Raw genomic sequence first — 26,954 nt, 5'->3', positions numbered from 1 at the left:
CGGCGGATCAGGCCCCTTGCCGCAAGGCCCTGAGCGCCGTGCCGGCCGCATCAAAGTCATAGCGGCCGAGGGCCTCGCACAACTCGCGGACGGTGGCCAGTTGCACCAGGCGAGGCCAGCCATCGACCAGGTCCTGTATCAGGTCTTGCGCCTGGGCATCGTTGTCGTTGATCAATTGGGATAGCTTCAGCCACTGGCCCTGGATGGCCGGGTCGCGCAGCGTCTGGCGGGCGTCCACCGTGTCGGTCTGGCCGGGTTGGACCAGTGAACGGATGTCGATGCGCACCGCGCTCAGGGCGGACAGGGTCTGGGCCAGGGCGACCTCCACCTCAGACGCTGTTGCATCAGGCTGGCAGACGCCTTCCAGTTCACCGGCCGCGTGCTGCAAGGCCATGGCACCGATGTTGCCGGCCAGGCCCTTGAGGGTGTGGGCCTGCCGCAAGGCGAGCTCAAGGTCTTGCTCGCGCAGGGCTTGCAAGAACAGCGGACCAAAGTCTTGCTGGGTTTTGTCGAAGCCTTTGAGCAGGCGGCGGTACAGGTCGAGGTTGCCCATGCAGCGGGCGATGCCGTCGCCGGTGTCCAGCGTGGTGAGCGCGGCTTCGGGGTTCAGGCCATGGGCTTTTTCAAGGTGCAGCTGGTGGCTGGCCTTGGGATTGGACGCGGGGTGCGCGGGGATGATCCAGCGGGCCATGATGTTGAACATCTGGCCCAGGTCGAGGGGCTTGGTGATGTGGTCGTTCATGCCGCTTTGCAGCACGCGGTCGCGGTCGGAGGCCATCGCGCTGGCGGTCATGGCAATGATGGGCAGGTTCTGCCATTCAGGCCGGGCGCGGATGCGTTCGGTGGCGGTGTAGCCGTCCATCACGGGCATCTGGCAGTCCATGAGGATGCCGTCGAACTGGGCGCCACTTTCCAGCTTGTCCAGTGCTTCGCGGCCGTTCATCGCGGTGACGACCTGGATGCCGGCACGCTCCAGCAGGTCGCAGGCCAGCTCCTGGTTCAAGGGCTGGTCTTCCACCAGCAGCAGGCGGGCGCCCGCCAACTGGCGTTGCGCCACTTCCAGCACTTTGCTGGTGTGGTGAGCGGTGGTGGGCACCTCCACGTGCTGGCCCAGGGCGCGCGAGATGCTGTCGTGCAGGGTGGAGGGCGTGACGGGTTTGTTCAGCACACCGGCCAGGCCCACGCCTTCGGCGGCGCGCAGGGCTTCGTCGCGGGCGAAGGCGGTGACCAGCAGCACGCAGGGGCGGTGCTCGGGCGGCAGGCTCAGGGCTTGGCGGGCGAAGGCGATGCCGTCCATGCCTGGCATCTTCCAGTCGGTCAGCAGCAGGTGATGGGGCAGGCCGGTCTGCTGCGCTTGGCGCATGCTCATCAGCGCTTGCTCGCCATCACTGGCCACTTCAACGTTCAAACCCAGGCGGCGCATCATGTCGCCGAGCACTTCACGCGCGGTGGGGTTGTCGTCCACCAGCAGCACGCGTCGGCCATGCAACTCGCTGGCCAGCAGGGCGCGGCGCGGCAGGGGCTGCGATTGCAGGCCGAAGCGCGTGGTGAAGTGGAAGGTGGAGCCCTTGCCCACCTGGCTGTCGACCCAGATTTTGCCGCCCATCATCTCGACCAGTTGGCGCGAGATGGTCAGGCCCAGGCCGGTGCCGCCGTATTGCCGCGTGGTGGAGCTGTCGCCTTGCGTGAAGGGTTGGAACAGGCGCTCCAGCAGCTCGGAGGACATGCCGATGCCGCTGTCGCGCACCCAGAAGTGCAGCTCGACTCGGTCGGCCTCCAGGCGGCGCACTTCGACCCCGATCAGGACGTCGCCGCGCTCGGTGAACTTGATGGCGTTGGTGCCCAGGTTGATGAGGATCTGGCCCAGGCGCATGGGGTCACCCACCAGCGAGGTGGGGATGTCGGGGTCGGCCGTGAAGAGCAGCTCCAGGCCTTTTTCTTCGGCCCGCACACCCAGCACGTCGGCCATGTTGTTGATGACCTGTTCGAGCTGGAAGTCGGCCGACTCCAGGGTGAGCTTGCCGGATTCGATCTTGGACACATCGAGGATGTCGTTCAGCACTTGCAGCAGGTTGCCCGCAGCACGGTGGGCCTTTTCGACGTAGTTGCGGGCGCGGCCGGACAGGTCTTCCATCAAGGCCAGGTGGGTCATGCCCATCACGGCGTTCATGGGGGTGCGGATCTCGTGCGACATGTTGGCCAGGAAGCGCGACTTGGCGTGCATGGCGGCCTCGGCGGCCAACTTGGCTTGGCGCATGGCGGTCTCGGCCTGTTTGCGCGGGGTGATGTCCTGCATGATGATGCAGAGTTGGCGCTGGCCACGGTCTTCAAAGGGGATGGCGACCATCTCGGCGTCGAACTGTTCGCCGTCCAGCCGGTTGTGTTTCCACTCAAAGCGAAAGATCTCGCGCTGGCCGATCTTCTGCAAGATGGCGCTGGTGCTTTGCTGCAGGGCGAGGTCGTCCTTGGCAATGGGCGGGCTCAGCGGTGGGGCCGAGGGCTGCAAGCCCAGCAGGGCCTGCTCGCTGCTGGCACCGAACATGGCGATGGCGGCGGCGTTGGCCCGGGTGATCTGGTTCTGCTCATCAAAGAAGAGGAAGCCCAGCGGCGCGTGGTTGAACACGGCCTCCGAGCGGGCCTGGGCCTGTTTTTGCTCAGTGGCATCCTGCCAGTAGCCGTTGTAGGTGATGTCGCCGTTGTCGTGGCGGGTGGGGGTGCCTTCGCAGCGCACCCAGCCGCTCTTGCCTGACAGGGTGACAGGGAACTCGATGCAGTCGGTGGGCGGGAGCAGGGCGGCCTGCCCGGCCAGGCGCCAGGGCAGTTCGGGATCCTCTGACAGTGCGGCGGCGTCCACCCCCAGCACTGCCTTGAGGCCTTGTCCAATGAAGGTGAAGTGTCCCCGGCCCTGGGCCGGTTGTTCGTAGCGAAACACCACCAGTGGCAGGGCGTGCGCCATGCTGCTCAGGGCGGTCTGGGCCTGCGTCAGCTCGTGCAGGCGGTGCGAACGCTGGCGCAGGTGGGCCATGGCCCAGTAGCCGGACACCAGCACCAGCGCAGCGGCGGCCAACCAGCTCAGCACGGTGGTGCTTTCATTCTCCAGCGGGCTCAAGGTCCAGGCGGTCAGTCCGCCGTAAGACAGGGCTTGTTGCTGGGCCAGGTAGCGTTGCCCTTCGATGGTGACCTGGGTGACGGCGTGGTCCCTGACCTTCAGTGGGGCCGAGGCCCATGGCAAGTCCTGGAGCTTGCGCATGTACAGGCGCTCGGCCTGCACGGGATCCATGGTCATCGGCCCTTGCATGGGCGCGCGCTTGAGTGTTTCGATGCCGTGGCTGCCCACCAGCACCACGCCCTGCGTGTCGGTGATGAACAGCAGGCGATGTGGGTCGTCGAACAGGCGTTGCAGGGCTTCGGGGGGCTGCTTGATGGCGATGACGCCGGCGGTCGCGTCGTTCTGGTCCACGCGAGTGGCGAAGAAGAAGCCCGGGATGCGGGTGATGCGGCCCACGGCGAATTGCGTGCCGTTGCCGCTTTCGAGGGTGTCGTTGAAGTAGCGCCTTGTTTTGAAGTTGGCGCCCAACACATTGACAGCCTCTTTCAGGCGCGCATTGGCCACCACGGTGCCAAAGCGGTCGATCAGGTAGATGTCGTGAATGTTGAAATCGTCGGCGGTCTGGCGCATGAGTTGCGAGATCTCGCGCACATCGTTGCGTTTGGACAGCGCGGCCTGCAGCCCCGGGCGGTCGTCCTCGGTCAAGGTGGCCGAATTCTCGACCACCGAGTCCTTCAGGAATTGGTGCACGGCGATCTGTCGCCCAAGGGCTCGGGGCAGGGCCTGCAGTTGTTGGAAGGTGAAGGTGAGCGAGTCGCTCAGGCTGTCCAAACGGTGCCGCGAGCTTTGCAACTGTTCGACACGGTGGTCGTCAATGTCTTGCTGGATCAGCCAGAAGGCCCCACCTCCCACCAGCGCGGTCCAGAGCAAGGCCACAGCACCCCACCGCTGGTGGGCGTTGGCGGATCTGCCCTGCAGGGGTGTTGCCGAAGCCTCCATGGGCATGCTCTCCGGATTATTAGTTCGGTCAGTGTGCCTTCTCTTGATGCCAAGCTGCCAGGGAATTGGCCCGCGCTTTCATCCTTTGAGCAACATACTTTCGGCCCGCGCCAGGTTTTGTGGCCGACCGGACAGCACCAGGGTGTCGCCCGCCTCCAGGACCAGCCCATGGTCGGGCGCCACCACCGCGCCATTGGCGCGCCGCACCGAGACCACAGCCACGCGCATCTCCTCGGCGGCCAGGGACTGGGCCAGGGTGTGGCCCACGCAGGCCGCGTTGGCGCCCAGGTTGACCGATTGCAGGCGCTGCAACTCCAGTTCGTCCACGCTGTCGTCGTCGTCACCGTGGAAGTAGTCGCGCATCAGGCCATAGCGCGCCTGACGCTGCTCTTGCACCATGCGGAGCACGCGGCGCATGGGCACGCCCACCAAGGCCAGGGCTTGCGAGGCCAGCATCAGCGAGCCTTCGATGGCTTCGGGCACGACCACGGTGGCCCCGGCAGCCTGGAGTTCGTCCAGCGCACTGTCGTCCAAGGTGCGCACGAGCACCGGCACCTCGGGCGCGTGTTGGCTGACCAGGTGCAGGATCTTCTTGGCGGAAGGGGTGTTGTGGTAGGTGATGACCACGACGCTGGCCCGCGCCAGGCCAGCGGCCACCAGGCTTTGCGGCCGGGTGGCATCGCCAAAGACCACGCTTTGACCTGCGGCGGCCGCCTGCTGCACGCGGTCAGGGTCCAGGTCCAGCGCCATGTAGGGGATTTTTTCCAGGTCCAGCAGGCGTGCCAGGTTTTGACCACTGCGGCCATAACCGCAGATCAGCACGTGCTTTTCGGTGCCGATGGCCTTGGACGCAATCTTGGTCATCGCCAGCGATTGCAGCAGCCAGTCGCTGGACGACAGTTTCATCACCAGTCGGTTGCTGCCCAGGATCATGAAGGGCGTGGCCAGCATGGACAGCACCATCGCGGCCAGCACCGGGCTTTGCGCGCGCTCGGGCAGCAGGTGGTTGTCGGTGGCCAGAGACAGCAGCACAAAGCCAAACTCACCCGCTTGCGCCAGGTACAGGCCGGTGCGCAGGGCCACGCCGGTGTCGGCGCCAAACACCTGGCGCGCCAGCGCGGCGATCAGGCCGAACTTGAACAGCACGGGCAAGGTCGTCAGCACGATGACCAGGGCCCAGCTGTCGACCACGATGTGCCAGTCCAGCTTCATGCCGATGGTGATGAAGAACAAGCCCAGCAACACGTCGTGAAAAGGGCGGATGTCGGTCTCGACCTGGTGTTTGTATTCGGTTTCAGCGATCAGCATGCCTGCCAGAAAAGCGCCCAGCGCCATCGACAGGCCGGCGTGTTCGGTCAGCCACGACAGGCCCAGGGTGACGAGCAGCAGGTTGAGCATGAACAGCTCTTCGCTCTTGCGGCGCGCCACCAGGGTCAGCCACCAGTGCATTACTTTTTGCCCGCCCACCAGCAGCAGGGTCAGCACCACGGTGGCCTTGGCGGCGGCGATGGCGAGGGTCTTGAGCAGGTCGCCACCGCTGTCACCCAGGGCCGGGATCAGCACCAGCAAGGGCACCACGGCCAGATCCTGAAACAACAAGATGCCCATGACGCGACGGCCATGCTGGCTGTCCAGTTCCAGCCGCTCGGCCATCATCTTGACCACGATGGCGGTGCTGCTCATGGCCAGCGCGCCGCCCAGGGCCACGGCGCTTTGCCAATTCAGTGACCAGCCCAGCAGCCCATGCTCGATGTTGAAATAAGGCAGCACGGCATCGAGCGCGAAATAGCCGACCAGGGTGGCCAGCATGGTCACGCCCACCTGGCTGAACCCCAGGCCAAACACCAGCGAGCGCATGCTCTTGAGTTTGGGCAGGTTGAACTCCAGCCCGATCACGAACATCAGGAACACCACGCCGAACTCGGCCAGTTGGCGCACGCCGGCTGAATCCTTGGCCAGCGCCAGGGCATTGGGCCCGATCACCACGCCCACCGCCAGGTAGCCCAGCATCGGTGGCAGCTTCATCAGCCGGCACAGCACCACACCCAGCACGGCGGCAAACAGGTACAGCAAGGTGAGGTCGAGCGTGGAGGCCATCTTGTCCCTAGAATCCTCTGATCCTACCCGGTGCATTCATGACGCAATTGTCCCTTTCCTCCCCCTCTGCGGTCGTTGATGCTGCAGCCTTTGTCGCGATGGCCCAGCAGGCGCTCGACATCGAGTCCCAGGCCTTGCTGGGCCTGCGCGAGCGTTTGAACGGCGAAGCCGGTGAGGCCTTCGCGCGTGCCGTGCAGGCCGTGTTGGCGTGCCGGGGGCGGGTCGTGGTGATGGGCATGGGCAAGAGTGGCCATGTGGGACGCAAGATCGTGGCCACCCTGGCCTCCACCGGCACCCCGGCCATGTTCGTGCACCCGGCCGAGGCCCACCATGGCGACCTGGGCATGGTCACGCCCGGCGATGTGGTGCTGGCCATCTCCAACTCCGGCGAAAGCGAAGAGCTGACGGCCCTGTTGCCCTTGCTCAAACGACAAGGCGTGGTGCTGCTGGCCATGACCGGGCGCCCGCAATCGTCGCTGGCCCGCCACGCCGACATCGTGCTGGACTGCGCCGTGGCGGTCGAGGCCTGCCCCCTGAACCTGGCCCCCACCGCCAGCACCACCGCGCAGATGGCCCTGGGCGATGCCCTGGCCGTGACCCTGCTGGATGCGCGCGGCTTCAAGGCCGAAGACTTTGCCCGCTCACACCCGGGCGGCTCCCTGGGCCGCAAGTTGCTGACGCACTTGCGCGATGTCATGCGTTCAGGCGATGCCTTGCCCCGCGTTCTGCCGCAAGCCGCGTTCAGCGATGTGATGCGAGAGATGAGCGCCAAGGGCCTGGGCGCCGCCATCGTGGTCGATGCCGCAGGCAAGGTGCTGGGCGTGTTCACCGACGGCGACCTGCGCCGCAAGATCGAAGCGGGCGTGGAGTTGCGCAGCGCCACCGCCGAGCAACTGATGACGCCCGGTCCGCGCACCATCCGTGACGATGTGCTGGCCGCCGAGGCCGTGGCGCTGATGGAAACCCACCGCGTCAACACCCTGCTGGTGGTCGATGCCGATGGCGTGCTGACCGGCGCCATCACCACCAACGACCTGATGCGCGCGAAGGTGATCTGACATGCGAGCTCTCAACCCCACCTTGTCTTTCTCGGCCGACCTGCGGCCCTTCGCCCGGGGCATCCGCGCCGCCATCTTCGACGTCGATGGCGTGCTGACCGATGGCACTTTGTTCATCAGCGAGTCGGGCGAAACGCTCAAGGCTTTCAATGCGCTGGACGGCCATGGCCTCAAGTTGCTGGCCCAAGGCGGCATCACGCCCATCGTCATCACCGGGCGCGATTCGCCCGCCGTGCGCCGCCGTTTGAAGGACCTGGGACTGGTCCATGCCGTGTTTGGCGCGCACGACAAACTGGCCGCCGCCGAACCGCTGCTGGCCTCGCTTGGCCTGCCCTGGCGCGATGTGGCCGTGATGGGCGACGACTGGCCCGACCTGCCCTTGATGGTGCGCGCCGGCTTTGCCTGTGCACCGCTCAATGCCCATGCCGAGGTGAAAGCTGTGGCCCGCCACGTGACCACCTTGCGGGGCGGCGAAGGCGCGGCGCGCGAGTGCTGTGATCTGCTGTTGTGGGCCACCGGCCGCTACGAGGCCTTGCTGCGCGGCCACCTGGAAACCCTGGACACCACGTCCGACGGTGCGGCACCATGAGCACCAAGCCATGGCTCACAGCGCTGGACCATGCCCGTGCTGCCATGCCCATGGTGGTGTTGTCCGGCCTGGCTGCCTTCACCTGGTGGTTGGTGCAGTCGGCCCCCTCGCTGGACGGTGCCCGCCCGGCGGCCAAGGCCTCCTCCAGCCCCGACTACGAATTGCAGAAAGCCCGGATCGAACGTTACAACCCGGATGGCCGCCTGATTGCCATCCTGGACGGTCAGACCATGCGCCACTACGCCGACGGCGATCGCCTTGAAATCGATGCCGTGCAGTTGTCGGCCCGCGACCTGCAGGGCCAGCACGTGCAGGGCGTGGCCCGCCAAGGCCAGGCCAATGGCAGCCAGGACACCGTGTTGCTGCAAGGCGGCGCGCGCGTGGTGGCCACGCCTGCATCCGGGGCGGCCGTCAAGGGCCAGCGCGTCGATCAGTCGCCCGTGGTCATTGAAGGTGAAATGCTGCGCTTCAACACGCGAGAGCGCGTGGTGAGCTCGGAGTTGCCGGTCAAGATCACGCACGCCCAGGGGCAGATCCTGGGCGGCAACCTGCGGTATGAAGAAGGCACCCGAGTGGGCGAGCTGGGCAACCGTGTTCATGGGCGGTACGACGCGCCCCCTCGCCGGTGACCGATCACCCGGCGTCGCAGCGGCCTCTGGCCTTCATCACGGGGGCCTCCAGCGGCATCGGCCAAGCCCTCGCCGCGCGCTATGTGCAAGCAGGTTGGCGTGTGGCCCTGGTGGCGCGGCGCGCCCAGCAGATGAACGACTGGGCTGCGCAGCAAGGCTGGCCCGCCGACCGCTGGGCCGTGCATGGCGCCGATGTGCGCGATGAAGCCCAGGTGCTGGCTGCCGCCAGCGACTGTCTGCGCACGCAAGGTTTGCCCGACGTCGTGATTGCCAACGCCGGCATCAGTGTGGGGGTGGACCTGTCCCTGGCCGAAGACCTGCCGGTGCTGCGCGACCTGCTGGAGACCAATGTGATGGGCGTGGCCTCGACATTCCAGCCCTTCATCGCGCCCATGCGCGAGCGTGGTTCGGGCACCTTGGTGGGGGTGGCGAGCGTGGCTGCCATGCGCGGTTTGCCGGGCCATGCCGGTTACTGCGGGGCCAAGGCCGCCGTGGTCCACCTGTGCGAAACCCTGCGGGGCGAGCTCAGGCCTTTTGGCCTGAAAGTGGTCACCATCGCGCCCGGCTATATCGACACACCGCTGACCCAGGGCAACGACTACCCCATGCCCTTCCTCATGACGCCCGACGCTTTTGCCGACCGCGCCTTCAAGGCCATTGAAGCAGGCGTGCGCTTTCGCGTCATTCCCTGGCCCATGGGCGTCGTGGCGGCGGTGTTGCGCTTCATGCCGCGTTGGCTGTTCGACGCCGTGGTGGGCGCGCAAAAACACCGCAAGAAGCGCCGCCGCTGATTGGGCGCGGGCATGAAAAAAGGCGACGCCTTGAAGCACCGCCTTTTTGCAGATCGCCGTGACCCTTTCAGGCCACGAAGCGATTTTTAGTAACCGCCGCCGCCGTAGCCGCCGCCGCCACCGGAGCGGCCACCGCCGCCACCACCGTAGCCGCCGCCGCCACCACCGGAACGGCCACCACCACCGCCGCCGCCGCCGCCGTAGCCGCCGCCACCACCTTCACGACGGCCACCGCCGCCGCCACCACCGTAGCCGCCGCCACCACCACCGCCGCCGGCGCCACCACCGCTACCGCCGCCACCGTAGGGGCTGCGGAAACCGCTGGGACGCTCTTCACGAGGACGGGCCTCGTTCACCACGATGGCGCGGCCAGCCAGGGATTGGCCATTCATGCCATTGACAGCAGCTTGTGCTTCTGGGTCGGTGCCCATTTCAACGAAACCAAAGCCCTTGGAGCGACCGGTGTCGCGGTCCATCATGACCTTGGCGGAGCTGACTGCTCCAAATTGCGAGAAAGCATCTTGCAGATCCTGATCGCGCACGCTGTAGGCCAGATTGCCCACGTAAAGTTTGTTGCCCACGAGAGAGCTCCTTTCAAAGTAACCATGTGGAGCTTCAACCCATCAGGACCCATTCCATCGAAGGTGCCGCTTCCAGACACAGACTCGCACATTATGGGTGAGACTTTATTGTCTGGCCAATATTTTCAAGCGTTTTCAACCCTTATTTGTGCGCATATGTCAACCCACTGACCCGGCTGTTGTGCTTCTCCCTCAATCCTGGCTAAGGGCTTGCCCCTATGATTTGACTTATGCCCACCACCTCTTTTCATCACCCGCAAGGGTCGTCCTTTGCCCAGCGATTTGACTGGTGGCGCGCCCTGGTCCGGGTCCTGGCCAGTGTCGAGGCGATCCGCGATGGTCGCGCCATGTACGTGTTGTTGGCCAGCTTCGCGGCGACCGGGTTGGCGGTGGCCAGTGCCCAAGCCTCGATGGCCCGCAGCGAGTTGCCCTGGGCCATCGGACAAGGTGCCGCCGCCTTGTTCATCGCGTTTTACGGCAGCAATGCCGCGGGCCTGATGCTGATGGATCGGGCCATGGGTCGGCCTGACCGTGACGTGGCCCAGGCGCTGGAAGATGCGCTGGGCATTGCGCACCGTCTGCTGGTGTCCCTGGTGGTGATCTTGCTGGCGGCTGCTGTGCTGGCGGGCGCGGTGCTCGGGCTGTTCTGGCTGTGTTCCTTGCCCAAGGTCGGGCCCTGGCTGTTCGTGGTGGTCGTGCCCCTGACCGTGGTGGTGCTGGGGCTGGCCTTGGTGGCGGGGGCGTCCATCGTGGGTCCGCTGGCAGGGCCCTCGGTCTGGGCCGGGGCCTCGTCGCTCGAAAGCCCGCGCATCTTGTGGCGACTGATCCGCGAGCAATTGCTGCAGGCGGCGGTGCTGATGGCGTCCTTGAGCGTGGTCACAGCCCTGGTGGGCGCGGGCGCCAGCTTCGTGGTGATTGCCGGCGGGCGCGTCATGGCCTTGCTGTCGATCTGGCTGCTGGATGTGGATGTGGCGCCCGAGTTGTTCATGGCCGGCCTGTTCGGCCACAGCCTGCGCGGCGTGCCGGTGGCCAGTGTGCCCGCCGATGCGGTGCCGTACATCTCAGCGGCCTCTGTGGGCGGGGGCGTGGTGTTCGCACTGGGCCTGGTGCTGCCCACCCTGGTCTACCTGCGGGGGGTGTGCGAAATCTACGTGACTTTGCGCGAGCGGATGTTCGACACCGACGCGCACCTGGCCCGCTTAAAAATGAGCCAGGTAACCGCCATCGACCGCCAAGGTCTGGCCGGTGATGTAGCTGGCGGCGCCTGAGGCCAAAAACACCACCGCCCCGGCGATTTCATCCGGGCGGCCCCAGCGGCCGAGCGAGGTGCGTTGGCCCAGCCAGCCCGCCACCGTGGCGTCGTCCACCATGGCCTGGTTGGCTTCGGTGGCGAAGTAGCCCGGTGCCACGGCATTGACCGTGATCCCGCGTGGTCCCAACTCGGCGGCCAAGGCGCGGGTGAGGGCGTCCAGCCCGCCTTTGGCCGTGGTGTAAATCACGTCGCCCGCGCGCGAAATCGGGCCAGCGATCGAGGTGATGTTGATGATGCGACCCCCCGCAGCGCTGCCCTGGCCCGTGGGCATGAGGTGGGCTGCCCGCCGGGCCAATTCCAGCGGGGCGACCAGGTTGACCTCCAGCAGGCGGCGCACATCGGCCAGGGCGAAATCGTCCAGGGGCCGGCGGTCGCGCTGGCCCACGTTGTTGACCAGGATGTGCAAGGCGCCGTGGCGCTGGTGCAATTGGTCCATCGCGCGCGCCACCGCGTCGGCGTTGCTGATGTCGAACACGGCGGGGTGGGCCTGGCCGCCCAAGGCCTGGATGCCCTGGACGGCCGCATTGACAGACTCTTCGTGGCGGCCATTGACCAGCACCTGCGCGCCGGCCTGGGCCAGGGCTTGGGCCATGTTCAGGCCCAGGCCGCGGGCTGAACCGCTGACCAGGGCCAGGCGACCATCCAGGCGAAAGGGGTGGGGCGGGGTGTGGGCGAGGGGCATGGCCGATACGATAGGGCTTTTTTGCCATGACCATGATGCCCGAGCCTTGCCCTTGCGGATTGCCCGCCACGTACCTGGCATGCTGCGGGCGCTACCACGCGGGTCCGTTGGCCGGACAAGCGCCCACGCCCGAGGCTTTGATGCGTTCGCGGTACAGCGCCTTTGTCAAAGACCTGCGCGATTACTTGCTGAGCACCTGGCATCCCTCCACCCGCCCGCCAAGGATCGAGGCGCCCGAACCCGGCCTGAAATGGCTGGGTCTGACGGTGCGCCAGGCCGGGATGGCGGGGCAAGACCGGGGCACGGTGGACTTCGTGGCGCGCAGCAAGCTGGGTGGCCGCGCGCACCGTTTGCACGAGATCAGCGCCTTTGTCCGGGAAGGGGGGCGCTGGTACTACGTCGATGCCCCCCCAAATGCGGGGTTAATGCCAGACTAAAAGGGCTTCCCCGCAAGACAAGTTCTGGGCAAATCCGTATGGTCCGAACTTGTAGTCCACGCATTAGACGAAGCGCATCACATGTTGCCCTCATTCGACCTCGACCCAGTCAAAACCATGATGCTGATCCTTGGCGGATCAGCCGTGGCGATCACTGCCCTTGAGGGGGTGCTGATCGCGCACAACCGGGGGCCTGAGGCCTACGACTGGAAGGCGTTCTGGACCACGATCCGCATCAACCTGTGCCGGGCCATCGTGGAATCCATCCCCATGGGCGTCGTGATTGGCGTGGCCTTGCCCTTCGGCGCCTGGGCCTATGAGCACCGCCTGTTCACCGTGCCGATGGACACCTGGTGGGGCTGGGTGGCCATGTTCTTGTGCACCGAGTTCTTCTATTACTGGTTGCACCGCACCGGCCACCGGGTGCGCTGGTACTGGGCTTCGCATGCCATCCACCATTCGGGCAACCAGTACAACCTGTCGGCGGCTTTCCGGCAGTCGGTCACCGGCAAGATTTCGGGCGGCTTCGTGTTCTTCGCGCCTCAGTGCTTCCTGGGTTTCTCGCCGGAGGCCGTGCTGATCTCGTATGGCGTGAACCTGGCCTACCAGTTCTGGATCCACACCGACCTGATCAACAAGATGGGCTGGATGGAGGGCTGGCTGAACACGCCGTCGGCCCACCGCGTGCACCACGCCGCCAACGTTGAATACCTGGACGCCAACTACGGCGGCACCATCATGGTCTTCGACCGGCTCTTTGGCACCTACGTGCCCGAAAAAGAAGGCGTGCCGATCCGCTATGGCCTGGTCAAGCAGGTGACGACCAACAGCGCGATCAAGATCTTGTTCGCTGAATGGATCGGCATTTTCAAGGATGTGTTCCGCGCGCGGCGCGTGCGTGATGCGCTGGGCTACATGTTCATGCCGCCAGGTTGGGCGCCTGACGGCCGGGGCCTGACCACCGAAGACCTGCGCCGCGAGATGAAGGCCCTGACCGGCTCACCCACGGGCGTGCCCCCTGACGAGTTGCTGGACCGCCGGCCCATGGCCCGGGGCGCCCTGGCGGCTGATGACGATGCCGAGCTGGCATTCAAATCCGTCCGCTGAGCTTTATTTGGCGTTTTACGGCCGGTCAGCAGGCGGTGGTGTCCGCTTCCAGCCGGGTGAGCCACCGCATGGCGTGCTGCCGATCGGTGCCGCACATCTCGGCTGAGGGCTGAAGCGATCCGCACACGGCGGGCCGCTCAGGCCGGCCAAACAACTGACAACGCCAATCAGCCGCCAGGTGCGGACAGGGCATGCCTGCGGGCTTGCCTTGTGGCAAGCCCGGCATGGGCGATGAAATGGAGGGGGCAATGCAACACGCGGCGCAGCCTGGGCGGCAGTTCATGGCCTGCATTGTCTGTCGGTCACCGCGCTGGTTTTGGAAAAAAAGCCCTGTTTTAATGTTCTTCGCGATGACAGCGCTTGTTGGATGGGAATCCTAGCGACGCGGGCTAGATTTGCAAACCCCCTAGTTTCACGCTCTGGTTTGACGACGGGCTGACCGCGTGCGCCAGGCCAGCGCGGCCAAGCCGACGCCCATCAAGGCCCAGGTGCCGGGTTCAGGAACGGCTTGCAAGGTGCCGACGATGATGCCGCCCTCACGGAAAGCCATGGCGCTGTCCAGCAGTTTGGGCAGGCCCGAGGCATCGACCTTGAAGTGCGCCCAGCCGAAAGAGGTGTAGAACGAATCGTCGTAGCTGAAGCCGGGGTCGGTGTAACTGCGGGTTTTGGCGGCCAGGTAGAAGTCGCTGCCCACCGTGAGGGGTGGGTTGCTGAACACATTGGCGGCCAATGCGCTGGAGGCCTGAGTGAACACGTCGCCGGCTTTCACCACGTACATGACCGCCCCTTCGTCGAGATTCACCGTGACGCCGTTGAGCTTGCCCGCAGCGTAGCTCATGAACACGCCCGTGAAGTCGCCTTCGGGCGTCTGGTCCACGCTGACGGAAAAATTGTCGCCCACCGAACCAGTGAAGGGAGAGAGCTGCCAATGACCGGCTTCGACCAGGGCGTGCGCCTGTGCGCACAGGGCCAGGGCCACGATGCCCACGGCTTGTTTGATGGGTGATGCTTTCATGAGTCCTCCTGAATTGTGGAAAACACCCCATGAACATGGGATGTTGAATGCGATGGTATGGGCGGGACCGATCTTTGGCATTCGGGATTACCCAATTTCCGGACTACTGGCCAAGGGGATGCAAATGCCCCGCGTCAGTGGCTATTTCAGTACAATCCCAGGTTGCCCAAAAATGAGGCAACTGTCCTGACTTGCGCGAGGTGGCCCATGCTGTACCCCAAAGAATTCGACGTCATCGTGGTGGGTGGTGGCCATGCTGGCACCGAAGCCGCCTTGGCCGCCGCCCGCATGGGCTGCGCCACCTTGCTGCTGAGCCACAACATCGAGACGCTGGGCCAGATGAGTTGCAACCCGTCCATTGGCGGCATTGGCAAAGGGCACCTGGTCAAGGAGATCGACGCGCTGGGCGGCGCCATGGCGGCTGCTACTGACGAGGCCGGCATTCAGTTTCGCATCCTGAACTCTTCCAAGGGGCCCGCGGTGAGGGCAACCCGCGCTCAGGCCGACCGCATCCTGTACAAGGCCGCCATCCGCACGCGCCTGGAGAACCAAGCCAACCTTTGGCTGTTCCAGCAGGCGGTGGACGACTTGATGGTGGAGTCGGACGGGGTGAATGAGCGTGTGGTGGGCGCCGTCACCCAGGTGGGCATCCGCTTTCGGGCCAAGACGGTGGTGCTGACGGCCGGCACCTTCCTGGACGGCAAGATCCACGTCGGGCTGCAAAACTACAGCGCTGGGCGGGCAGGTGATCCGCCAGCGGTGTCGCTGTCGGCGCGCTTGAAGGAGTTGAAGCTGCCTCAAGGCCGCTTGAAGACCGGCACGCCGCCGCGCATCGATGGCCGCAGCATCGACTTCAGCCAGCTGACCGAGCAGCCCGGTGATGGCATGGACGGCCACAGCCCCGTGCCCGTGTTCAGTTTTTTGGGCTCGGCCGACCAGCACCCCGCGCAGTTGCCCTGCTGGATCACGCACACCAACCAGCAAACGCACGACATCATCCGCTCCGGCTTTGACCGCAGCCCCATGTTCACCGGCGTGATCGAGGGGGTGGGCCCGCGTTATTGCCCCAGCATCGAAGACAAGATCAATCGTTTTGCCGACAAGGACACGCACCAGATTTTCCTGGAGCCCGAAGGTCTGACCACGCACGAGTTCTACCCGAACGGCATCAGCACCTCTCTGCCTTTCGACATCCAGTTGGCCGCGCTCCAGTCCATGCCCGGTTTGCAGAACGCGCACATCCTGCGCCCCGGCTACGCCATCGAGTACGACTATTTTGATCCGCGCGAGCTCAAGTCCAGCTTTGAGACCAAATCCATCCGTGGGCTGTACTTCGCCGGCCAGATCAATGGCACCACCGGCTATGAAGAAGCTGGCGCGCAAGGTTTGTTCGCAGGCCTGAATGCGGCTTTGCAGGCTAAGGATCAAGACCCATGGTTACCCCGCCGCGACCAGGCCTACCTGGGCGTGTTGGTCGATGACCTGATCACCAAGGGCGTGACCGAGCCTTACCGCATGTTCACCAGCCGGGCTGAGTTCCGCCTGCAACTGCGTGAAGACAATGCCGACATGCGCCTGACCGAAGCAGGCCGCGAGTTGGGCCTGGTGGACGATGTGCGCTGGGCGGCCTTCAACCGCAAACGCGACGCTGTTTCACGTGAAACAGAGCGCCTGCGCGCCCAGTGGGTTCGCCCGGCCACCTTGCTGGCCGCCGACGCAGAGCGCCTGGTGGGCAAGGCTTTGGAGCGCGAGTACAGCTTGGCCGATTTGTTGCGCCGCCCGGCAGTGCATTTTGATGTGGTGGCCGAGGTGAGTGCCATCGCGCACCAAGCGCAAGCCATGTTGAATGCCGACAAGGTGGCGGCAGGGCAGGGCACTGTTTCACGTGAAACAGTGCCGGTATCGCGCGCCACACTGCAGGCCGAACTTGGCAAGACCCTGGCCGATGCCGTGATCGAGCAGGTCGAAATCAGCATCAAGTACGCTGGGTACATCAACAAGCAGAACGACGAGGTGGAGCGATCGGCCCACTTTGAGAGCTTGCAATTGCCTGCCGAGTTGGATTACCAGCTGGTGCCAGCCTTGAGTTTCGAGGTGCGCCACAAGCTGAGCAAGCATCGGCCTGAGACGCTGGGCCAGGCCTCGCGCATCTCCGGCGTGACGCCTGCGGCGATCTCGCTGTTGCTGATTCACCTGAAAAAAGGGCGCTTCAAAGGCTTCGGCCGTGTGCCCGAAGAAGCCAGCCTGACCTGACCCCGCGTGCACATGAATAACCACATCAGACCTTCACCCGCCCCCGGATCGGGGCCAGACTTGGCCGCAGAACTTCGCCGTGCCTTGGTGGGGCTGGACCTGGGCGCCGCCCCGGCACTCACCGACCACCAGATTGAGCAGTTGCTGGCCTATGTGGGCATGCTGGGCCAATGGGGCAAGACCTACAACCTGACGGCGGTGCGCAACCCGGCCGAAGTGCTGAGCCTGCATTTGCTGGACAGCTTGGTGGTGCGCGCGCCGCTTTGGCGGCACCTGCAAGGGCAGTCGGCTGCCGTGCTGGACGTGGGCAGTGGTGGCGGTTTGCCTGGGGTGGTCCTGGCCATCACCATGCCGCAACTGGAGGTGGTCTGCGTGGACTCCGTGGCCAAAAAAGCCGCCTTTGTCCGACAGGTGGCGGCCGAGTTGCGCCTGCCCAACCTCAAGGCCGAGCATTCGCGCGTGGAAGACCTCAAGGCAAAACCCTGGCAGGTGATCACTTCGCGGGCCTTCGCCTCGTTGCATGACTTCGTGGCCTTGACCCAGCATTTGCTGGCACCACAGGGCGTGTGGATGGCCATGAAAGGCAAGCATCCCGTGGATGAAATCACCGCCTTGCCTGATGGCGTGAGTGTGTTTCACGTGGAACAACTGCAGGTTCCTGGGCTGGATGCCGAGCGGTGCTTGGTCTGGATGCGCCAGTAGCAAGGGATAATGGCGGCATGCCGCACATCTTCTGCATTGCCAACCAAAAGGGCGGGGTCGGCAAGACCACCACCACCGTCAACCTGGCGGCCGGCTTGGCCCAAGTCGGCCAGCGCGTCCTCATCGTCGATCTTGACCCGCAAGGCAACGCCACCATGGGCTCAGGCGTGGACAAGCGCACCTTGGCGAACACCGTCTACGACGTGCTGCTGGAAGACGTGACCATCGCCGAGGCGCGCCAGCGCAGTCCCAAGGGCGGCTATGACGTGTTGGGCGCCAACCGCGATTTGGCCGGTGCCGAGATCGAACTCGTGCCCCTGGAGCGGCGCGATCGGCGCCTAAAAACCGCGCTTGAGGCCGTGGCCGCAGAGTATGACTTCGTGCTGATCGACTGCCCCCCGTCACTCAGCCTGTTGACCCTCAATGGCCTGACCTGCGCCCATGGCGTGATCGTGCCCATGCAGTGTGAATACTTCGCACTGGAAGGCCTGACCGACCTGGTCAACACCGTCAAGCAAGTGCACGCCAACTTGAACCGTGATCTGCAACTGATCGGCCTGTTGCGGGTGATGTACGACCCGCGCATCACGCTGCAGCAGCAAGTGAGCGATCAACTCAAGGCCCACTTTGGCGACAAGGTGTTCAACACCGTGATCCCGCGCAATGTTCGCCTGGCCGAGGCGCCCAGCTATGGTGTGCCGGGCGTGGTGTTCGACCCCAGCTCCAAGGGCGCCCAGGCCTTCGTGGCCTTTGCCCAGGAAGTGGTCGAGCGGGTGGCGAACAAGTCGTTGGTCTGAACAAGCCAGAATCCGGGCATGACGACGTCATTCTTCATCCTCCCAGGCTGGCACGACTCGGGGGCGAAGCACTGGCAAAGCCGCTGGCCACAGCTTCACGGGCAGCAAGTCCCATTCTTGAAGGTGGACCAAGACGACTGGGTGTGGCCCAAACGAGGCGACTGGATGATGAACCTGGACGAGGTTTTGCTGGCCGGCCCGGGCTTGGCGCAAAGACCTGCCATCCTGGTGGCCCACAGTCTGGGCTGCCACCTGGTGGCGGCGTGGGCGGCCCATTCCCAACACACGCACCGCGTCAAAGGGGCTTGGCTGGTGGCTCCACCCGACCTGGATGGGCCGCCCAATGCCGCGACCGCCGCGCCGCAATTGCAGAGCTGGCGCAGTGTGGTGCGGCGGCAGCTGCCTTTTCCAGCCATCGTCCTGGCATCGCGCACCGATCCCTACGCCGCGTTTGAGCGCAGCCAGGTGCTCGCTCAGGATTGGGGCGCAGAGCTGCAGGACCTGGGCGACGCAGGCCATGTCAACGAAGCCTCCGGCCATGGCGACTGGCCCGACGGCTGGCGCGATCTGCAAGCGACGGTGTCCGGCTGGTGAGTTGAAGTGGCTGACGCGGTTCACTCGGAAACTGACGGACAATCCCCCGCTATGGCGACCAAAAAATCCAAAGGCCTGGGGCTGGGCCTGGAGGCCTTGCTGGGCCCCAAAGTCAGCGACACTCCCGCAGCTCCGGCCGCCGAAGGCCCCCCCACGACCTTGAAGCTGTCACTGATGCAGGCCGGCAAGTACCAGCCGCGCACGCGCATGGACGAGGGCTCGCTGTACGAGCTGGCCGAGAGCATCCGCACCCAGGGCATCATGCAGCCGATCCTGGTGCGGCCCATCGGCGAGGGGCGCTACGAGATCATCGCGGGTGAACGCCGCTCGCGCGCCGCCAAGCTGGCCGGCCTGACCGAAGTGCCGGTGCTGGTCAAAGATGTGCCCGACGAATCGGCCGCCGTGATGGCGCTGATCGAGAACATCCAGCGCGAAGACCTGAACCCGCTGGAAGAAGCCCAAGGCCTGCAACGCCTGACGCAAGAATTCGGCATGACCCACGAACAGGCCGCCCAATCGGTGGGCCGCTCACGCAGCGCCGCCAGCAACCTGCTGCGCCTGCTGAATCTGGCCGACGCGGTGCAAGGCATGCTGATGGCCGGTGACATCGACATGGGCCACGCCCGCGCCCTGCTGTCGCTCGACAAGGCCCAGCAGGTCACCACCGCGCACGAGATCGCGGGCAAGAAGCTCAGCGTGCGCGATGCGGAAAAACTGGTCAACAAGCAGATTGGGGCAGGGCGGCAGACGCCGCTGATGCGCATCAAGGGCGACAAGTCGCGCGACGTGCTGCGCCTGGAAGAGGAGCTGTCCGACCTGCTGACCGCGCAACTGGAGATCCGCGTGAAGAAGCGCACCAAGCGGGGTGAGCAGGGCGAGCTGGCCATCCAGTTCGGCAGCCTGGAAGAGCTCAACGGTTTGATCGACAAGCTGCGCGGCGGCCCGCAGGCCTGACGCGTCAGCACGCACGCCAAGACACGACCGGCATGGGGCCCTGGCCACTGCCCGCCTTGCTGAGCTGGGCACTGGCCTGGGGCCTGTGCTTTGCCTTGCGCTTTGCGGGTGCGCCCCTGTGGGCGGTGCTGGCTTTGCCGACCGCCCTGGGCGCCTTGCTCACCTTGCTGCCCAAGGTGGCCACCACGCCTTGGCGGCGCGTGTTCGTGGCCGGTGGCTTCCCGCTGTCGGCATTGGCGTTGGGGCAGGGCAGCGGTCTGCCCGCCTGGGCCTGGTTGGCGCCTTTGGGCCTGTTGCTGCTGGCCTACCCCGTCAACGCCTGGCGCGATGCGCCGGTGTTCCCCACCCCGCGCGGTGCCCTGACGGATCTGCCCAAGCACGCCCCCTTGCCCGCCCAGGCCCGCATCCTGGACGCCGGGTGTGGCCTGGGCGATGGCCTGGCCGAGTTGCACCGCGCCTACCCGGGGGCCGAGCTGCACGGCATCGAGTGGAGCTGGCCCTGGCGCCTGGTGTGTGGCCTGCGCTGCCCCTGGGCCAGCGTGCGCCGCGCCGACATGTGGGCGGCCGATTGGTCCGGCTTTGACATGGTCTACCTGTTCCAGCGCCCCGAGTCCATGCCCCGCGCGGTAGAGAAGGCACGCCGTGAACTCAAGCCCGGCGCCTGGTTGGTCAGCCTGGAGTTCGAGGCGGTGGATGCCAGCGGTGTGCCGCTCAAGCCGCAGGCCCGTTTGACGCTGGAAGGCGGGCGGCCCGTGTGGATGTACCGTCCCACGCTGTGACGCGCGCCGGGCCGGGCGTCTACACTGTGGCCTTGCCTGGCCAAATGACCCGATCAACGCCCCGATGTCCCTGCCTTCCGACCCCGCTGCCGCCGACACGCCCGAGCCCTTGAGCACGCCCTTCACCCCCGAAGAGTTTCGCGCGGCCCTGGGGCAATTCACCACCGGGGTGACCATCGTCACGGCCCGCACGCCCGAAGGCGTGCTGGTGGGGCTCACGGCCAATTCCTTCAACTCGGTGTCGCTGTCGCCACCCCTGGTGTTGTGGAGCTTGGCGCGGCAATCGTCGTCGCTGTCGGCCTTTTTGTCGGCCACGCACTACGCCATCAATGTGCTGGCGGCGGACCAACGGCAACTGGCCGAGCGCTTCGCGCGCAAGGGCATCGACCGTTTTGAAGGCGTGCAGTGGCGCGAAGGCTTGACCGGCGCGCCCGTGATCCCCGGGGCCGTGGCGGTGTTTGAATGCGCGCACCGCAGCCACCACGACGCGGGCGACCACGTCATCTTCGTCAGCCAGGTGGCGCATTGCAATCGCCGCATCGGAGCGGCGCCTTTGGTGTTTCACGGCGGGCGATTTTTCAGCGACCTGAACTGGTGACCACGCGCTGGGCGCCATTCAGCCTTCGGCCGATTCTTCCTCGTCGCCCTGCGCGATCAACTGCTCGGCATAGCGGTCCAGCAAGGTGAGCAACCGTGACACGTCCAGGGGCTTGGTCAGGTAGTCCAGGAAGCCGCGCTCGCGGGCCGCGGCGATCTGATCGGGCATGGCGTCGGCCGACAGGCCCACGCGCGGGATGCCGGCGGTTTCCGCCTGGCGCGCCAGCACATCGGAGACGTCCAGGCCGCTCATGTCGCCCAGGTGCATGTCCAGCAGCAGCAGGTCGGGCTGGCTGGCGCGCGCCATCTGGATGGCCTCGGCGCCATTGCGCGCCACGTCCATGTGCCACTTGGGCCGCATGTGCATGACCTGACGCACCAGCTCCACGTTGACGACGTTGTCCTCAGCGTACAGCAGGGTCAGGGTGCCCGGGTTGAGCGCATCGAAGGCGCTCCAGCCCGAGCGGGCGCCCAGGCGCCCATGGACTGAGTCAGCCGCCGAGGGTTGGGGGTCGAGGGCGGCGGGCAACCACACCCGGAAACTGGAGCCGATGCCGACCTGGCTGCTGATCTCGATGCGGCCGCGCATCAGGTCGATCAAGCGCTTGACGATGACCAGGCCAATGCCGGTGCCTTCGACCGACGTGCGCTCGGCGCCCAGGCGGTTGAAGGGCTCGAACAGGTGGGATTGCTGCTCCTGGCTCAAGCCGCGCCCGGTGTCGCTGACCGTGATGACGACGTAGGAGCGCACGCCCTGGGCCTCGATCATGACGCGCCCGCCCGGCTTGTTGTACTTGACGGCGTTGGTCATCAGGTTGACCAGGATTTGGCGCAAGCGGACCTGGTCGGCCTTGACGAAGAGGTCTTCAGTGGGCGGCGTCAGCAGCAGTTGCACATCGCTTTGGGTGACTTGGTTGCTGACCAGGGCCACAGCCTCTTCCAGCACGCTTGACAGCCGCTGCGGCGCCAGGTTCAGGGGCAAGCCCCCGGCCTCGATGCGGGACAGGTCCAGCACATCGGTGAGCATCGCCAGCAGGTGGGCGCCAGCGCGTTCGATGTGGCCGACCTTCTTGCGCTGGACGTCGTTGATCGGATTGGTGGGGTCGACGCGCAGCAATTGCGCGAAACCCAGCATGGCGTTCAGCGGCGTGCGCAACTCATGGCTCATGCGCGACAGGAAATCGGTTTTTTCCTTGTTGGCCCGTTCGGCGGCCTTGGCCGAGTTCATGGCTTCTTCGAACTGGCGGCGCTCGCTGATGTCCTCGCTCACGGTCACGAAGTGCAGGGGCAGGCCTTGCGCATCGCGCACCAGGGTGACCGACAGCATCACCCAGACCACTTGCCCGTCGGGTCGCACGTAGCGCTTTTCCAGGCTGTAGCGCTGACGTTGCCCTTCCAGCGCCGAGGCTTCCAGGGCTTCGTCGGTGGCCAGGTCTTCGGGGTGGGTGATGTCTTGGTGGTTCAGCTGCAGCAGCTGTTCTCGCGTGCGGCGGGTGATCTCGGTGAAGCGGTGGTTGACGTCGAGGAAGCGACCGTTCAACGACAAGCGGGTGATGCCAATGCCGGCGACATCGAACAACTGGCGGTATTGCGCTTCGGTGCTGCGCACGGCCTCACGCGACAAGGCCAGGGCGGTCAGCGCCTCACGTTGGCGGTGCTCGGCCTGCCAAGTCGCGATGCTGCCAGCGAGCAGGGCCAGCGCGGGGGGCAGTTGCAGGAGGAGCAGGTCGCTGTACCCGCCCGAGCGGTTGGCCAGGCCGACGATGCCGATCACCTGGCCGCCGCGCAGCAGTGGCCAGCCCATGAAACTTTGCACGCCCTGGATGACCTGGGCATTCACTTGGTTGTTCACCACCGGAGCGCCGGTGTCCAGCACGGCTGCCCAAAGGGTGGAGGGAGCCTGGCGAGGGTCGTTGGGCCAGCTCAGGGGGCCTGCGCTGTGCAATTGCAGTTGGCCGCAGGCCGCATCGACGATGTCACCGATGAATCCGCAAGGGCTGCCGGTGAAGACCATCAACTCGGTCAGCTGAGCCTGGACCAGGTCCCAGCCTGACATGCCCGGGCCGTCCACGCTGGACAGGCGGTTGAGAAGTTGGACGATGGGGTCGCCGCAGGCGGGAGCTGAAGGGCTGTGCATGGATCTGAAAGACAGACACCACCGGGGCTTACAGCCGGGCCCCGGGAGGTGGTGTACCCCGGGGCTCAGGCCCAACTGTCTCACACTTGCCGGGCGTCGGCCAAGGTGTTTGCCTGAGCAGGGGTTAGGGCGGTGGCGAAGTGGGCGATTGTGCGGTTGCGGCCTTGTGCCTTGGCGGCGTACAGGGCCTGATCGGCGCGCTCCAGCGTTTCGCGCAGGGGTTCGCCACTGGGGTGGTCGGTGAGGCCGGCCGAGAAGGTCACGGGCAGGCCGCTGGCACCTGGGCTGTGCTGGTGAGTCCGCAGGCACTTCGCAATGCGCATGAGCGCAGCCTGGGCGCTGTCGGGGTGTTCGTTGGGCAGCAGGAGCAGGAACTCCTCACCACCCCAGCGGGCCAGGACATCGGTTTGGCGCAGGGCTTGCAGGGCGGCCCCGGCAAACTCCTTGAGCACCTGGTCGCCCACGGCGTGGCCGTGCAGGTCGTTGACGCGCTTGAAATGGTCCAGGTCGATCAGGGCCAGGCAGAAGGGCTCGCCGCTGCGCAGCTGCATCAAGGCTTCTTCTTCGATGCGCTGTTGCATGTGGCGGCGGTTGACCAGGCGGGTCAGGTCGTCGCGCGAGGCGACCTCCTGCAGCAGGGCAAAAGCGTGGGCCAGTTCGCCCTTTTGCTCGATGAGCCGCGCGCGCATCTGGCTGACGTAATAGGCCACGCCGGATACAGCGGGCAGGGTACCGGCGGCCAGCACAAAGCGGATGAACTCCAGGCGGGCATCCAGTTTGGGGTCGTGCATCGCCATGCCGGCCATGATGACGCCCAGGCTGGCGACGGTGAAGATGCCGAGGATCACCACCTCGCGCGCCTTCAGCGAGAACATGCCAAACACCAGCACCAGGGCCACCAGCATCAACACCGAGCTGCGCACTTCGCCAGCAATCATGTAGGCCCACAAGATGGCTGCGGTGGCGTACAGGCATTGCGGCAGGTCCATGCCCGGATTGCCCAGCCGCGAAGACCAGTCCGTGCGCACCAGCACGTAGAAGGTGGTCATGCCCACCCACATGTAGGTCAGCAGCCACAGGCCTGGCTGACGGGCCACCAAGCCGATGTCGATGGCGAACAGCAGCAGCATTGAGCTGACGCTGTAGCCATAGAAGGCGATCATCGCCAAGGTCACGCGCAGGCGGACCTTGCGTTCGGTGCCCAGGACGAGGTCGCCGATGCGGGTCAGGGCAGGGTGCATGGGTGGGCGGTGGTTCGTGCCCGCGTCAGCTCACGGTGTTGGAGGCGCTGGGCTGGACGGCGTTCTCCTTGGCAGCCTGGCTGTCTTGCAGTTCAACCGGGCTGGCCTGGATGACCGTGCGGTTGCGCCCGTCGCGCTTGGCCTTGTAGAGCGCCTTGTCGGCGCGCTCAATGCACACGTCCAGCCGCTCGCTGTCGCAGTAGCCGGTCAGGCCGGCCGAGAAGGTCGCGGTCAGGCCGGGCTGGCTGGGCGCCATGACGATGGAGGCCAGGTGAGTGCGAATGCGCTCCAGGCCGATGTTGGCCAGCGCGGGCGAGGTGTCGTTGAGCAGCAGCAAGAATTCTTCGCCGCCCCAGCGTGCCAGCACGTCGGTGTCGCGCATGACTTTTTGCGCTTCCTCGGCGAAGTGGCGCAGCACCTCGTCGCCCACGCCGTGGCCATAGGTGTCGTTGACGCGCTTGAAGTGGTCAATGTCCAGGATGGCCAGGCAGAAGCGGTGGTGGCCCGAGCGCTCGAGGCGCTTCTGGTGCTGGCCCAGCACGTCCAGCATGTGGCGGCGGTTGACCAGGCCAGTCAGCTCATCGCGGGTGGCCAGCACCTGGATGCGGGTCAGCGCCTCGGCCAGTTCGTTCTTTTGCGCTTTGAGCTTCTCGCGCATGTTGCTCAGCTGCACCGCCAGCCCAGAGATCGTGGGCACGATGGCCACGGTCATCCAGAAGTGGGCGAACTCCAGCTTGAAAGGGTAGTGGATTGGGTCGGTCTGAACCTTGATGGCCATGGCGATGCCCATGATGACCACGGTGTAGGCCCCGGCGATCATGGCGCCCTTGGCCTTGAGGTTGAAGATGCCGAACACCAGCACCAGGGCCAGCAGCATCATGGTCGAACCGTGCACGGGCCCGGTCAGGGAGTACGCCCCGACGATGATCGTCAAGGACGACAGGATCTGCGGCAGCGTGAGTGACGGGTCCTGGAAGCGCAGGTTGATGCCTGAGCGCAGCAGGGCGTACCAGAACACGATGTTGCCGATGCAGGCGGCCGACAGCAGCTCGGCGTCGTCCAAGTGCATGTAGCCGACGTAGTAGGCGTAGACCTGCAGGCCGATGCACAGGAGGTAAACCGTGGCGGCCATGAGCGAGCGTTTGATCCGCAGGCGCTGCTTGGCGTCTGCGCCGAACGCAAGGAAGAAGAGCCACTTGAGTGCAGGTGATCTCATGGGATTTACATGTTGTATATGGGGATTTCGGCAGCAACCGGGCCAGCTTAAGGGCCATGTGATGGTTCAAATTTCTTGAAATGGCCGGTTAACCAGGTTCAACCCCCGTGATTAACCACACGGTAAGCTGTGGTCTTTGGCTCCTATCTCACGCAAAGGCCACGCACATGACCGCCCAAGGACGCTACACCGGCTTTGCCATCGCCTTGCACTGGGTGCTGGCCGTGGCCATCCTCACGGCTTTTGGCGTGGGGCTGTACATGACCGGCCTGGGCATGTCGCCCGCCAAGCTCAAACTCATCAACTGGCACAAGTGGGCGGGCGTCTCCATCCTGTTCCTGTCGGTGCTGCGCTTGCTGTGGCGCCTGAGCCACCGGCCGCCGCCGTTGCCGATCAGCATCGAGCGTGCCATGCCCAGCTGGCAAAAGGTGGCCCACCACGGCACCCATGGGCTGATGTATGTGCTGTTTTTCGCGGTGCCGCTGATTGGCTGGGCCTACAGCTCGGCGCGCGGGTATCCCATCGTGTGGTTTGGTGTGCTGCCCCTGCCGGATTTCGTGCCGGTGGACAAAGCCCTGGCCGAGGCCATCAAGCCCTGGCACGAGATCTCTGCCTTTGCCTTGATTGGCTTGGTTGGCCTGCACGTGGCCGCGGCCCTCAAGCACCATTTCATTGACCGGGATGGCCTGCTGCTGCGCATGCGTCCTGGCCGCTGACCGATCTTCACCCCCAGGACCTTTTGACATGAAACGACTGTTTACCGCTGCCGCTTTGGCCCTGGCCACCGCCGCCGTGCCCCAACTGGCCCGTGCTGACCAGGCCTTGGTGCCTGCGCAAAGCGAGATCACCTTCGTGGCCAAGCAACTGGGGGTGCCGCTGGACGGGCGCTTCAAGCGCTTCACCGCCCAGGTGGCGTTCGACCCCAAGCAATTGCCCGCCAGCAAGATCGCTTTTCAGATCGACCTGGGCAGCGTGGCCGTCAATGCCGATTCGGACGCCGAGTTACTCAAGCCCGAGTGGTTCAACACCGCCAAGTTCCCCAAGGCCACCTTCCAGTCCAGCGCCATCAAGGCCCTGGGCGGCGGGCGTTTTGAAGTGGCGGGCAAGCTGGCGATCAAGGGCAACGCCAAAGACCTGGTCGTGCCCGTGCAATTGACCCAGGCTGGCGCGTTGACCACCGCCACCGGCACCTTTGCCATCAAGCGTCTGGACTTCAAGGTGGGCGATGGCGATTGGGCCGACCCGTCCGTGGTGGCCAACGATGTGCAAGTCAAATTCAAGCTGACCCTGCAAGGCGTGCCCGCGCTTTGATCACTTTTTTCACCCCCTGAGGAACCC

At 65.5% G+C, this 26,954-nt stretch carries 25 protein-coding genes; 16 read left to right on the top strand and 9 right to left on the bottom strand.

Features of this window, described 5'->3' with window-relative positions; translation table 11 throughout:
- Nucleotides 1-7 precede the first annotated feature (7 nt).
- Both PSV38_RS17525 and PSV38_RS17520 read right to left on the bottom strand, forming a co-directional pair.
- A complete protein-coding gene (locus tag PSV38_RS17525; protein WP_300549679.1) occupies nt 8-4,048 on the bottom strand; it encodes a response regulator in 4,041 nt (1,346 codons plus the stop codon).
- Between the two features lie 78 nt (nt 4,049-4,126).
- Nucleotides 4,127-6,145, bottom strand: a complete 2,019-nt coding sequence (locus PSV38_RS17520) for a monovalent cation:proton antiporter family protein (protein WP_300549676.1) — start codon at nt 6,143-6,145, stop codon at nt 4,127-4,129.
- A gap of 38 nt (nt 6,146-6,183) precedes the next feature.
- On the opposite strand from PSV38_RS17520, the gene PSV38_RS17515 reads away from it, so the two are divergent.
- From PSV38_RS17515 to PSV38_RS17500, 4 genes are read left to right on the top strand one after another with little or no spacing between them, the layout of a single operon-like run.
- Nucleotides 6,184-7,203 carry a KpsF/GutQ family sugar-phosphate isomerase gene (locus PSV38_RS17515; protein WP_300549674.1) on the top strand — a complete coding sequence of 340 codons (1,020 nt, stop codon included), beginning with the start codon at nt 6,184-6,186 and terminating at the stop codon, nt 7,201-7,203.
- A 1-nt stretch (nt 7,204) separates the two neighbouring features.
- Nucleotides 7,205-7,792 (top strand): HAD hydrolase family protein, encoded by a 588-nt coding sequence (locus PSV38_RS17510; RefSeq protein WP_300549672.1) that lies wholly within the window; start codon nt 7,205-7,207, stop codon nt 7,790-7,792.
- On the top strand, nt 7,789-8,421 hold the full coding sequence (lptC, locus tag PSV38_RS17505; RefSeq protein WP_300549670.1) for an LPS export ABC transporter periplasmic protein LptC: 633 nt from the start codon (nt 7,789-7,791) through the stop codon (nt 8,419-8,421). Before PSV38_RS17510 ends, lptC begins: the two co-directional genes overlap by 4 nt.
- Nucleotides 8,418-9,212: an SDR family oxidoreductase gene (locus PSV38_RS17500; protein WP_300549668.1), complete on the top strand. Its 795-nt coding sequence runs from the start codon at nt 8,418-8,420 to the stop codon at nt 9,210-9,212. Before lptC ends, PSV38_RS17500 begins: the two co-directional genes overlap by 4 nt.
- Before the next feature lie 86 nt (nt 9,213-9,298).
- Here the strand turns inward: PSV38_RS17500 and PSV38_RS17495 are convergent, their stop codons facing one another.
- Nucleotides 9,299-9,793 (bottom strand): RNA-binding protein, encoded by a 495-nt coding sequence (locus tag PSV38_RS17495; protein WP_300549667.1) that lies wholly within the window; start codon nt 9,791-9,793, stop codon nt 9,299-9,301.
- 230 nt (nt 9,794-10,023) lie between these two features.
- Between PSV38_RS17495 and PSV38_RS17490 the strand changes: the two genes are divergently transcribed.
- On the top strand, nt 10,024-11,061 hold the full coding sequence (locus tag PSV38_RS17490) for a hypothetical protein (RefSeq protein ID WP_300549664.1): 1,038 nt from the start codon (nt 10,024-10,026) through the stop codon (nt 11,059-11,061).
- Here the strand turns inward: PSV38_RS17490 and PSV38_RS17485 are convergent.
- Entirely contained in the window at nt 10,993-11,787 is a 795-nt protein-coding gene (locus PSV38_RS17485) for an SDR family oxidoreductase (RefSeq protein ID WP_300549663.1), read from the bottom strand. The two genes, PSV38_RS17490 and PSV38_RS17485, sit on opposite strands and share 69 nt — an antisense overlap.
- A 32-nt stretch (nt 11,788-11,819) precedes the next feature.
- On the opposite strand from PSV38_RS17485, the gene PSV38_RS17480 reads away from it, so the two are divergent.
- Nucleotides 11,820-12,224: a YchJ family metal-binding protein gene (locus tag PSV38_RS17480; RefSeq protein WP_300549713.1), complete on the top strand. Its 405-nt coding sequence runs from the start codon at nt 11,820-11,822 to the stop codon at nt 12,222-12,224.
- Between the two features lie 81 nt (nt 12,225-12,305).
- Nucleotides 12,306-13,331: a sterol desaturase family protein gene (locus PSV38_RS17475; protein ID WP_300549661.1), complete on the top strand. Its 1,026-nt coding sequence runs from the start codon at nt 12,306-12,308 to the stop codon at nt 13,329-13,331.
- A 25-nt stretch (nt 13,332-13,356) separates the two neighbouring features.
- On the opposite strand, the gene PSV38_RS17470 is transcribed toward PSV38_RS17475, so the two are convergent.
- Nucleotides 13,357-13,614, bottom strand: coding sequence for a YkgJ family cysteine cluster protein (locus PSV38_RS17470; protein ID WP_300549659.1), 258 nt, complete (start codon nt 13,612-13,614; stop codon nt 13,357-13,359).
- A gap of 129 nt (nt 13,615-13,743) precedes the next feature.
- A complete protein-coding gene (locus PSV38_RS17465; RefSeq protein WP_300549658.1) occupies nt 13,744-14,346 on the bottom strand; it encodes a PEP-CTERM sorting domain-containing protein in 603 nt (200 codons plus the stop codon).
- A 207-nt stretch (nt 14,347-14,553) separates the two neighbouring features.
- Between PSV38_RS17465 and mnmG the strand changes: the two genes are divergently transcribed.
- The 7 genes from mnmG to PSV38_RS17430 all read left to right on the top strand — a co-directional run bounded on the left by mnmG (nt 14,554) and on the right by PSV38_RS17430 (nt 21,023).
- Nucleotides 14,554-16,599, top strand: coding sequence for a tRNA uridine-5-carboxymethylaminomethyl(34) synthesis enzyme MnmG (gene mnmG, locus PSV38_RS17460; protein ID WP_300549656.1), 2,046 nt, complete (start codon nt 14,554-14,556; stop codon nt 16,597-16,599).
- Nucleotides 16,600-16,659: 60 nt separating this feature from the next.
- The gene (gene rsmG / locus PSV38_RS17455; RefSeq protein ID WP_300549654.1) at nt 16,660-17,301 is read left to right on the top strand and encodes a 16S rRNA (guanine(527)-N(7))-methyltransferase RsmG; all 642 of its coding nucleotides are present in this window, start codon (nt 16,660-16,662) and stop codon (nt 17,299-17,301) included.
- Between the two features lie 17 nt (nt 17,302-17,318).
- A complete protein-coding gene (locus PSV38_RS17450; RefSeq protein ID WP_300549653.1) occupies nt 17,319-18,098 on the top strand; it encodes a ParA family protein in 780 nt (259 codons plus the stop codon).
- Between the two features lie 18 nt (nt 18,099-18,116).
- Nucleotides 18,117-18,692: an alpha/beta hydrolase gene (locus PSV38_RS17445; protein ID WP_300549651.1), complete on the top strand. Its 576-nt coding sequence runs from the start codon at nt 18,117-18,119 to the stop codon at nt 18,690-18,692.
- Nucleotides 18,693-18,743: 51 nt separating this feature from the next.
- Complete coding sequence (locus tag PSV38_RS17440) at nt 18,744-19,646, top strand: ParB/RepB/Spo0J family partition protein (protein ID WP_300549649.1); 903 nt, start codon at nt 18,744-18,746, stop codon at nt 19,644-19,646.
- Between the two features lie 32 nt (nt 19,647-19,678).
- Entirely contained in the window at nt 19,679-20,425 is a 747-nt protein-coding gene (locus tag PSV38_RS17435; RefSeq protein ID WP_300549648.1) for a class I SAM-dependent methyltransferase, read from the top strand.
- A gap of 64 nt (nt 20,426-20,489) precedes the next feature.
- Nucleotides 20,490-21,023 (top strand): flavin reductase family protein, encoded by a 534-nt coding sequence (locus tag PSV38_RS17430; protein WP_300549646.1) that lies wholly within the window; start codon nt 20,490-20,492, stop codon nt 21,021-21,023.
- Between the two features lie 18 nt (nt 21,024-21,041).
- On the opposite strand, the gene PSV38_RS17425 is transcribed toward PSV38_RS17430, so the two are convergent.
- The 3 genes from PSV38_RS17425 to PSV38_RS17415 all read right to left on the bottom strand — a co-directional run bounded on the left by PSV38_RS17425 (nt 21,042) and on the right by PSV38_RS17415 (nt 25,616).
- Entirely contained in the window at nt 21,042-23,159 is a 2,118-nt protein-coding gene (locus tag PSV38_RS17425; protein WP_300549644.1) for an ATP-binding protein, read from the bottom strand.
- Between the two features lie 80 nt (nt 23,160-23,239).
- Nucleotides 23,240-24,400 carry a diguanylate cyclase gene (locus PSV38_RS17420; RefSeq protein ID WP_300549642.1) on the bottom strand — a complete coding sequence of 387 codons (1,161 nt, stop codon included), beginning with the start codon at nt 24,398-24,400 and terminating at the stop codon, nt 23,240-23,242.
- 25 nt (nt 24,401-24,425) lie between these two features.
- Nucleotides 24,426-25,616, bottom strand: coding sequence for a diguanylate cyclase (locus PSV38_RS17415; protein ID WP_300549640.1), 1,191 nt, complete (start codon nt 25,614-25,616; stop codon nt 24,426-24,428).
- Nucleotides 25,617-25,783: 167 nt separating this feature from the next.
- Between PSV38_RS17415 and PSV38_RS17410 the strand changes: the two genes are divergently transcribed.
- Both PSV38_RS17410 and PSV38_RS17405 read left to right on the top strand, forming a co-directional pair.
- Nucleotides 25,784-26,332: a cytochrome b gene (locus PSV38_RS17410; RefSeq protein WP_300549638.1), complete on the top strand. Its 549-nt coding sequence runs from the start codon at nt 25,784-25,786 to the stop codon at nt 26,330-26,332.
- Nucleotides 26,333-26,360: 28 nt separating this feature from the next.
- Nucleotides 26,361-26,927 (top strand): YceI family protein, encoded by a 567-nt coding sequence (locus PSV38_RS17405; protein ID WP_300549636.1) that lies wholly within the window; start codon nt 26,361-26,363, stop codon nt 26,925-26,927.
- The last annotated feature ends 27 nt before the right edge of the window (nt 26,928-26,954 follow it).

This window comes from Aquabacterium sp. (genome assembly GCF_029946005.1).
Taxonomy (GTDB): domain Bacteria; phylum Pseudomonadota; class Gammaproteobacteria; order Burkholderiales; family Burkholderiaceae_C; genus Aquabacterium.
Note: the sequence above shows the minus strand (reverse complement) of the source record. Positions and strands in the feature narration are given on the sequence as shown.

Excerpts from the sequence above, each read along its gene's own strand:
- PSV38_RS17525 (WP_300549679.1), bottom strand. The coding sequence starts at position 4,048 with ATGGAGGCTTCGGCAACACCCCTGCAGGGCAGATCCGCCAACGCCCAC.
- PSV38_RS17420 (WP_300549642.1), bottom strand. The coding sequence starts at position 24,400 with ATGCACCCTGCCCTGACCCGCATCGGCGACCTCGTCCTGGGCACCGAA.
- PSV38_RS17410 (WP_300549638.1), top strand. The coding sequence starts at position 25,784 with ATGACCGCCCAAGGACGCTACACCGGCTTTGCCATCGCCTTGCACTGG.
- lptC (WP_300549670.1), top strand. The coding sequence starts at position 7,789 with ATGAGCACCAAGCCATGGCTCACAGCGCTGGACCATGCCCGTGCTGCC.
- PSV38_RS17425 (WP_300549644.1), bottom strand. The coding sequence starts at position 23,159 with ATGCACAGCCCTTCAGCTCCCGCCTGCGGCGACCCCATCGTCCAACTT.
- PSV38_RS17415 (WP_300549640.1), bottom strand. The coding sequence starts at position 25,616 with ATGAGATCACCTGCACTCAAGTGGCTCTTCTTCCTTGCGTTCGGCGCA.
- mnmG (WP_300549656.1), top strand. The coding sequence starts at position 14,554 with ATGCTGTACCCCAAAGAATTCGACGTCATCGTGGTGGGTGGTGGCCAT.
- PSV38_RS17445 (WP_300549651.1), top strand. The coding sequence starts at position 18,117 with ATGACGACGTCATTCTTCATCCTCCCAGGCTGGCACGACTCGGGGGCG.
- PSV38_RS17430 (WP_300549646.1), top strand. The coding sequence starts at position 20,490 with ATGTCCCTGCCTTCCGACCCCGCTGCCGCCGACACGCCCGAGCCCTTG.
- PSV38_RS17485 (WP_300549663.1), bottom strand. The coding sequence starts at position 11,787 with ATGCCCCTCGCCCACACCCCGCCCCACCCCTTTCGCCTGGATGGTCGC.
- PSV38_RS17440 (WP_300549649.1), top strand. The coding sequence starts at position 18,744 with ATGGCGACCAAAAAATCCAAAGGCCTGGGGCTGGGCCTGGAGGCCTTG.
- PSV38_RS17450 (WP_300549653.1), top strand. The coding sequence starts at position 17,319 with ATGCCGCACATCTTCTGCATTGCCAACCAAAAGGGCGGGGTCGGCAAG.
- PSV38_RS17475 (WP_300549661.1), top strand. The coding sequence starts at position 12,306 with ATGTTGCCCTCATTCGACCTCGACCCAGTCAAAACCATGATGCTGATC.
- PSV38_RS17510 (WP_300549672.1), top strand. The coding sequence starts at position 7,205 with ATGCGAGCTCTCAACCCCACCTTGTCTTTCTCGGCCGACCTGCGGCCC.
- PSV38_RS17405 (WP_300549636.1), top strand. The coding sequence starts at position 26,361 with ATGAAACGACTGTTTACCGCTGCCGCTTTGGCCCTGGCCACCGCCGCC.
- PSV38_RS17515 (WP_300549674.1), top strand. The coding sequence starts at position 6,184 with ATGACGCAATTGTCCCTTTCCTCCCCCTCTGCGGTCGTTGATGCTGCA.
- PSV38_RS17465 (WP_300549658.1), bottom strand. The coding sequence starts at position 14,346 with ATGAAAGCATCACCCATCAAACAAGCCGTGGGCATCGTGGCCCTGGCC.
- PSV38_RS17480 (WP_300549713.1), top strand. The coding sequence starts at position 11,820 with ATGATGCCCGAGCCTTGCCCTTGCGGATTGCCCGCCACGTACCTGGCA.
- PSV38_RS17490 (WP_300549664.1), top strand. The coding sequence starts at position 10,024 with ATGCCCACCACCTCTTTTCATCACCCGCAAGGGTCGTCCTTTGCCCAG.
- PSV38_RS17435 (WP_300549648.1), top strand. The coding sequence starts at position 19,679 with ATGGGGCCCTGGCCACTGCCCGCCTTGCTGAGCTGGGCACTGGCCTGG.
- PSV38_RS17520 (WP_300549676.1), bottom strand. The coding sequence starts at position 6,145 with ATGGCCTCCACGCTCGACCTCACCTTGCTGTACCTGTTTGCCGCCGTG.
- PSV38_RS17470 (WP_300549659.1), bottom strand. The coding sequence starts at position 13,614 with ATGAACTGCCGCCCAGGCTGCGCCGCGTGTTGCATTGCCCCCTCCATT.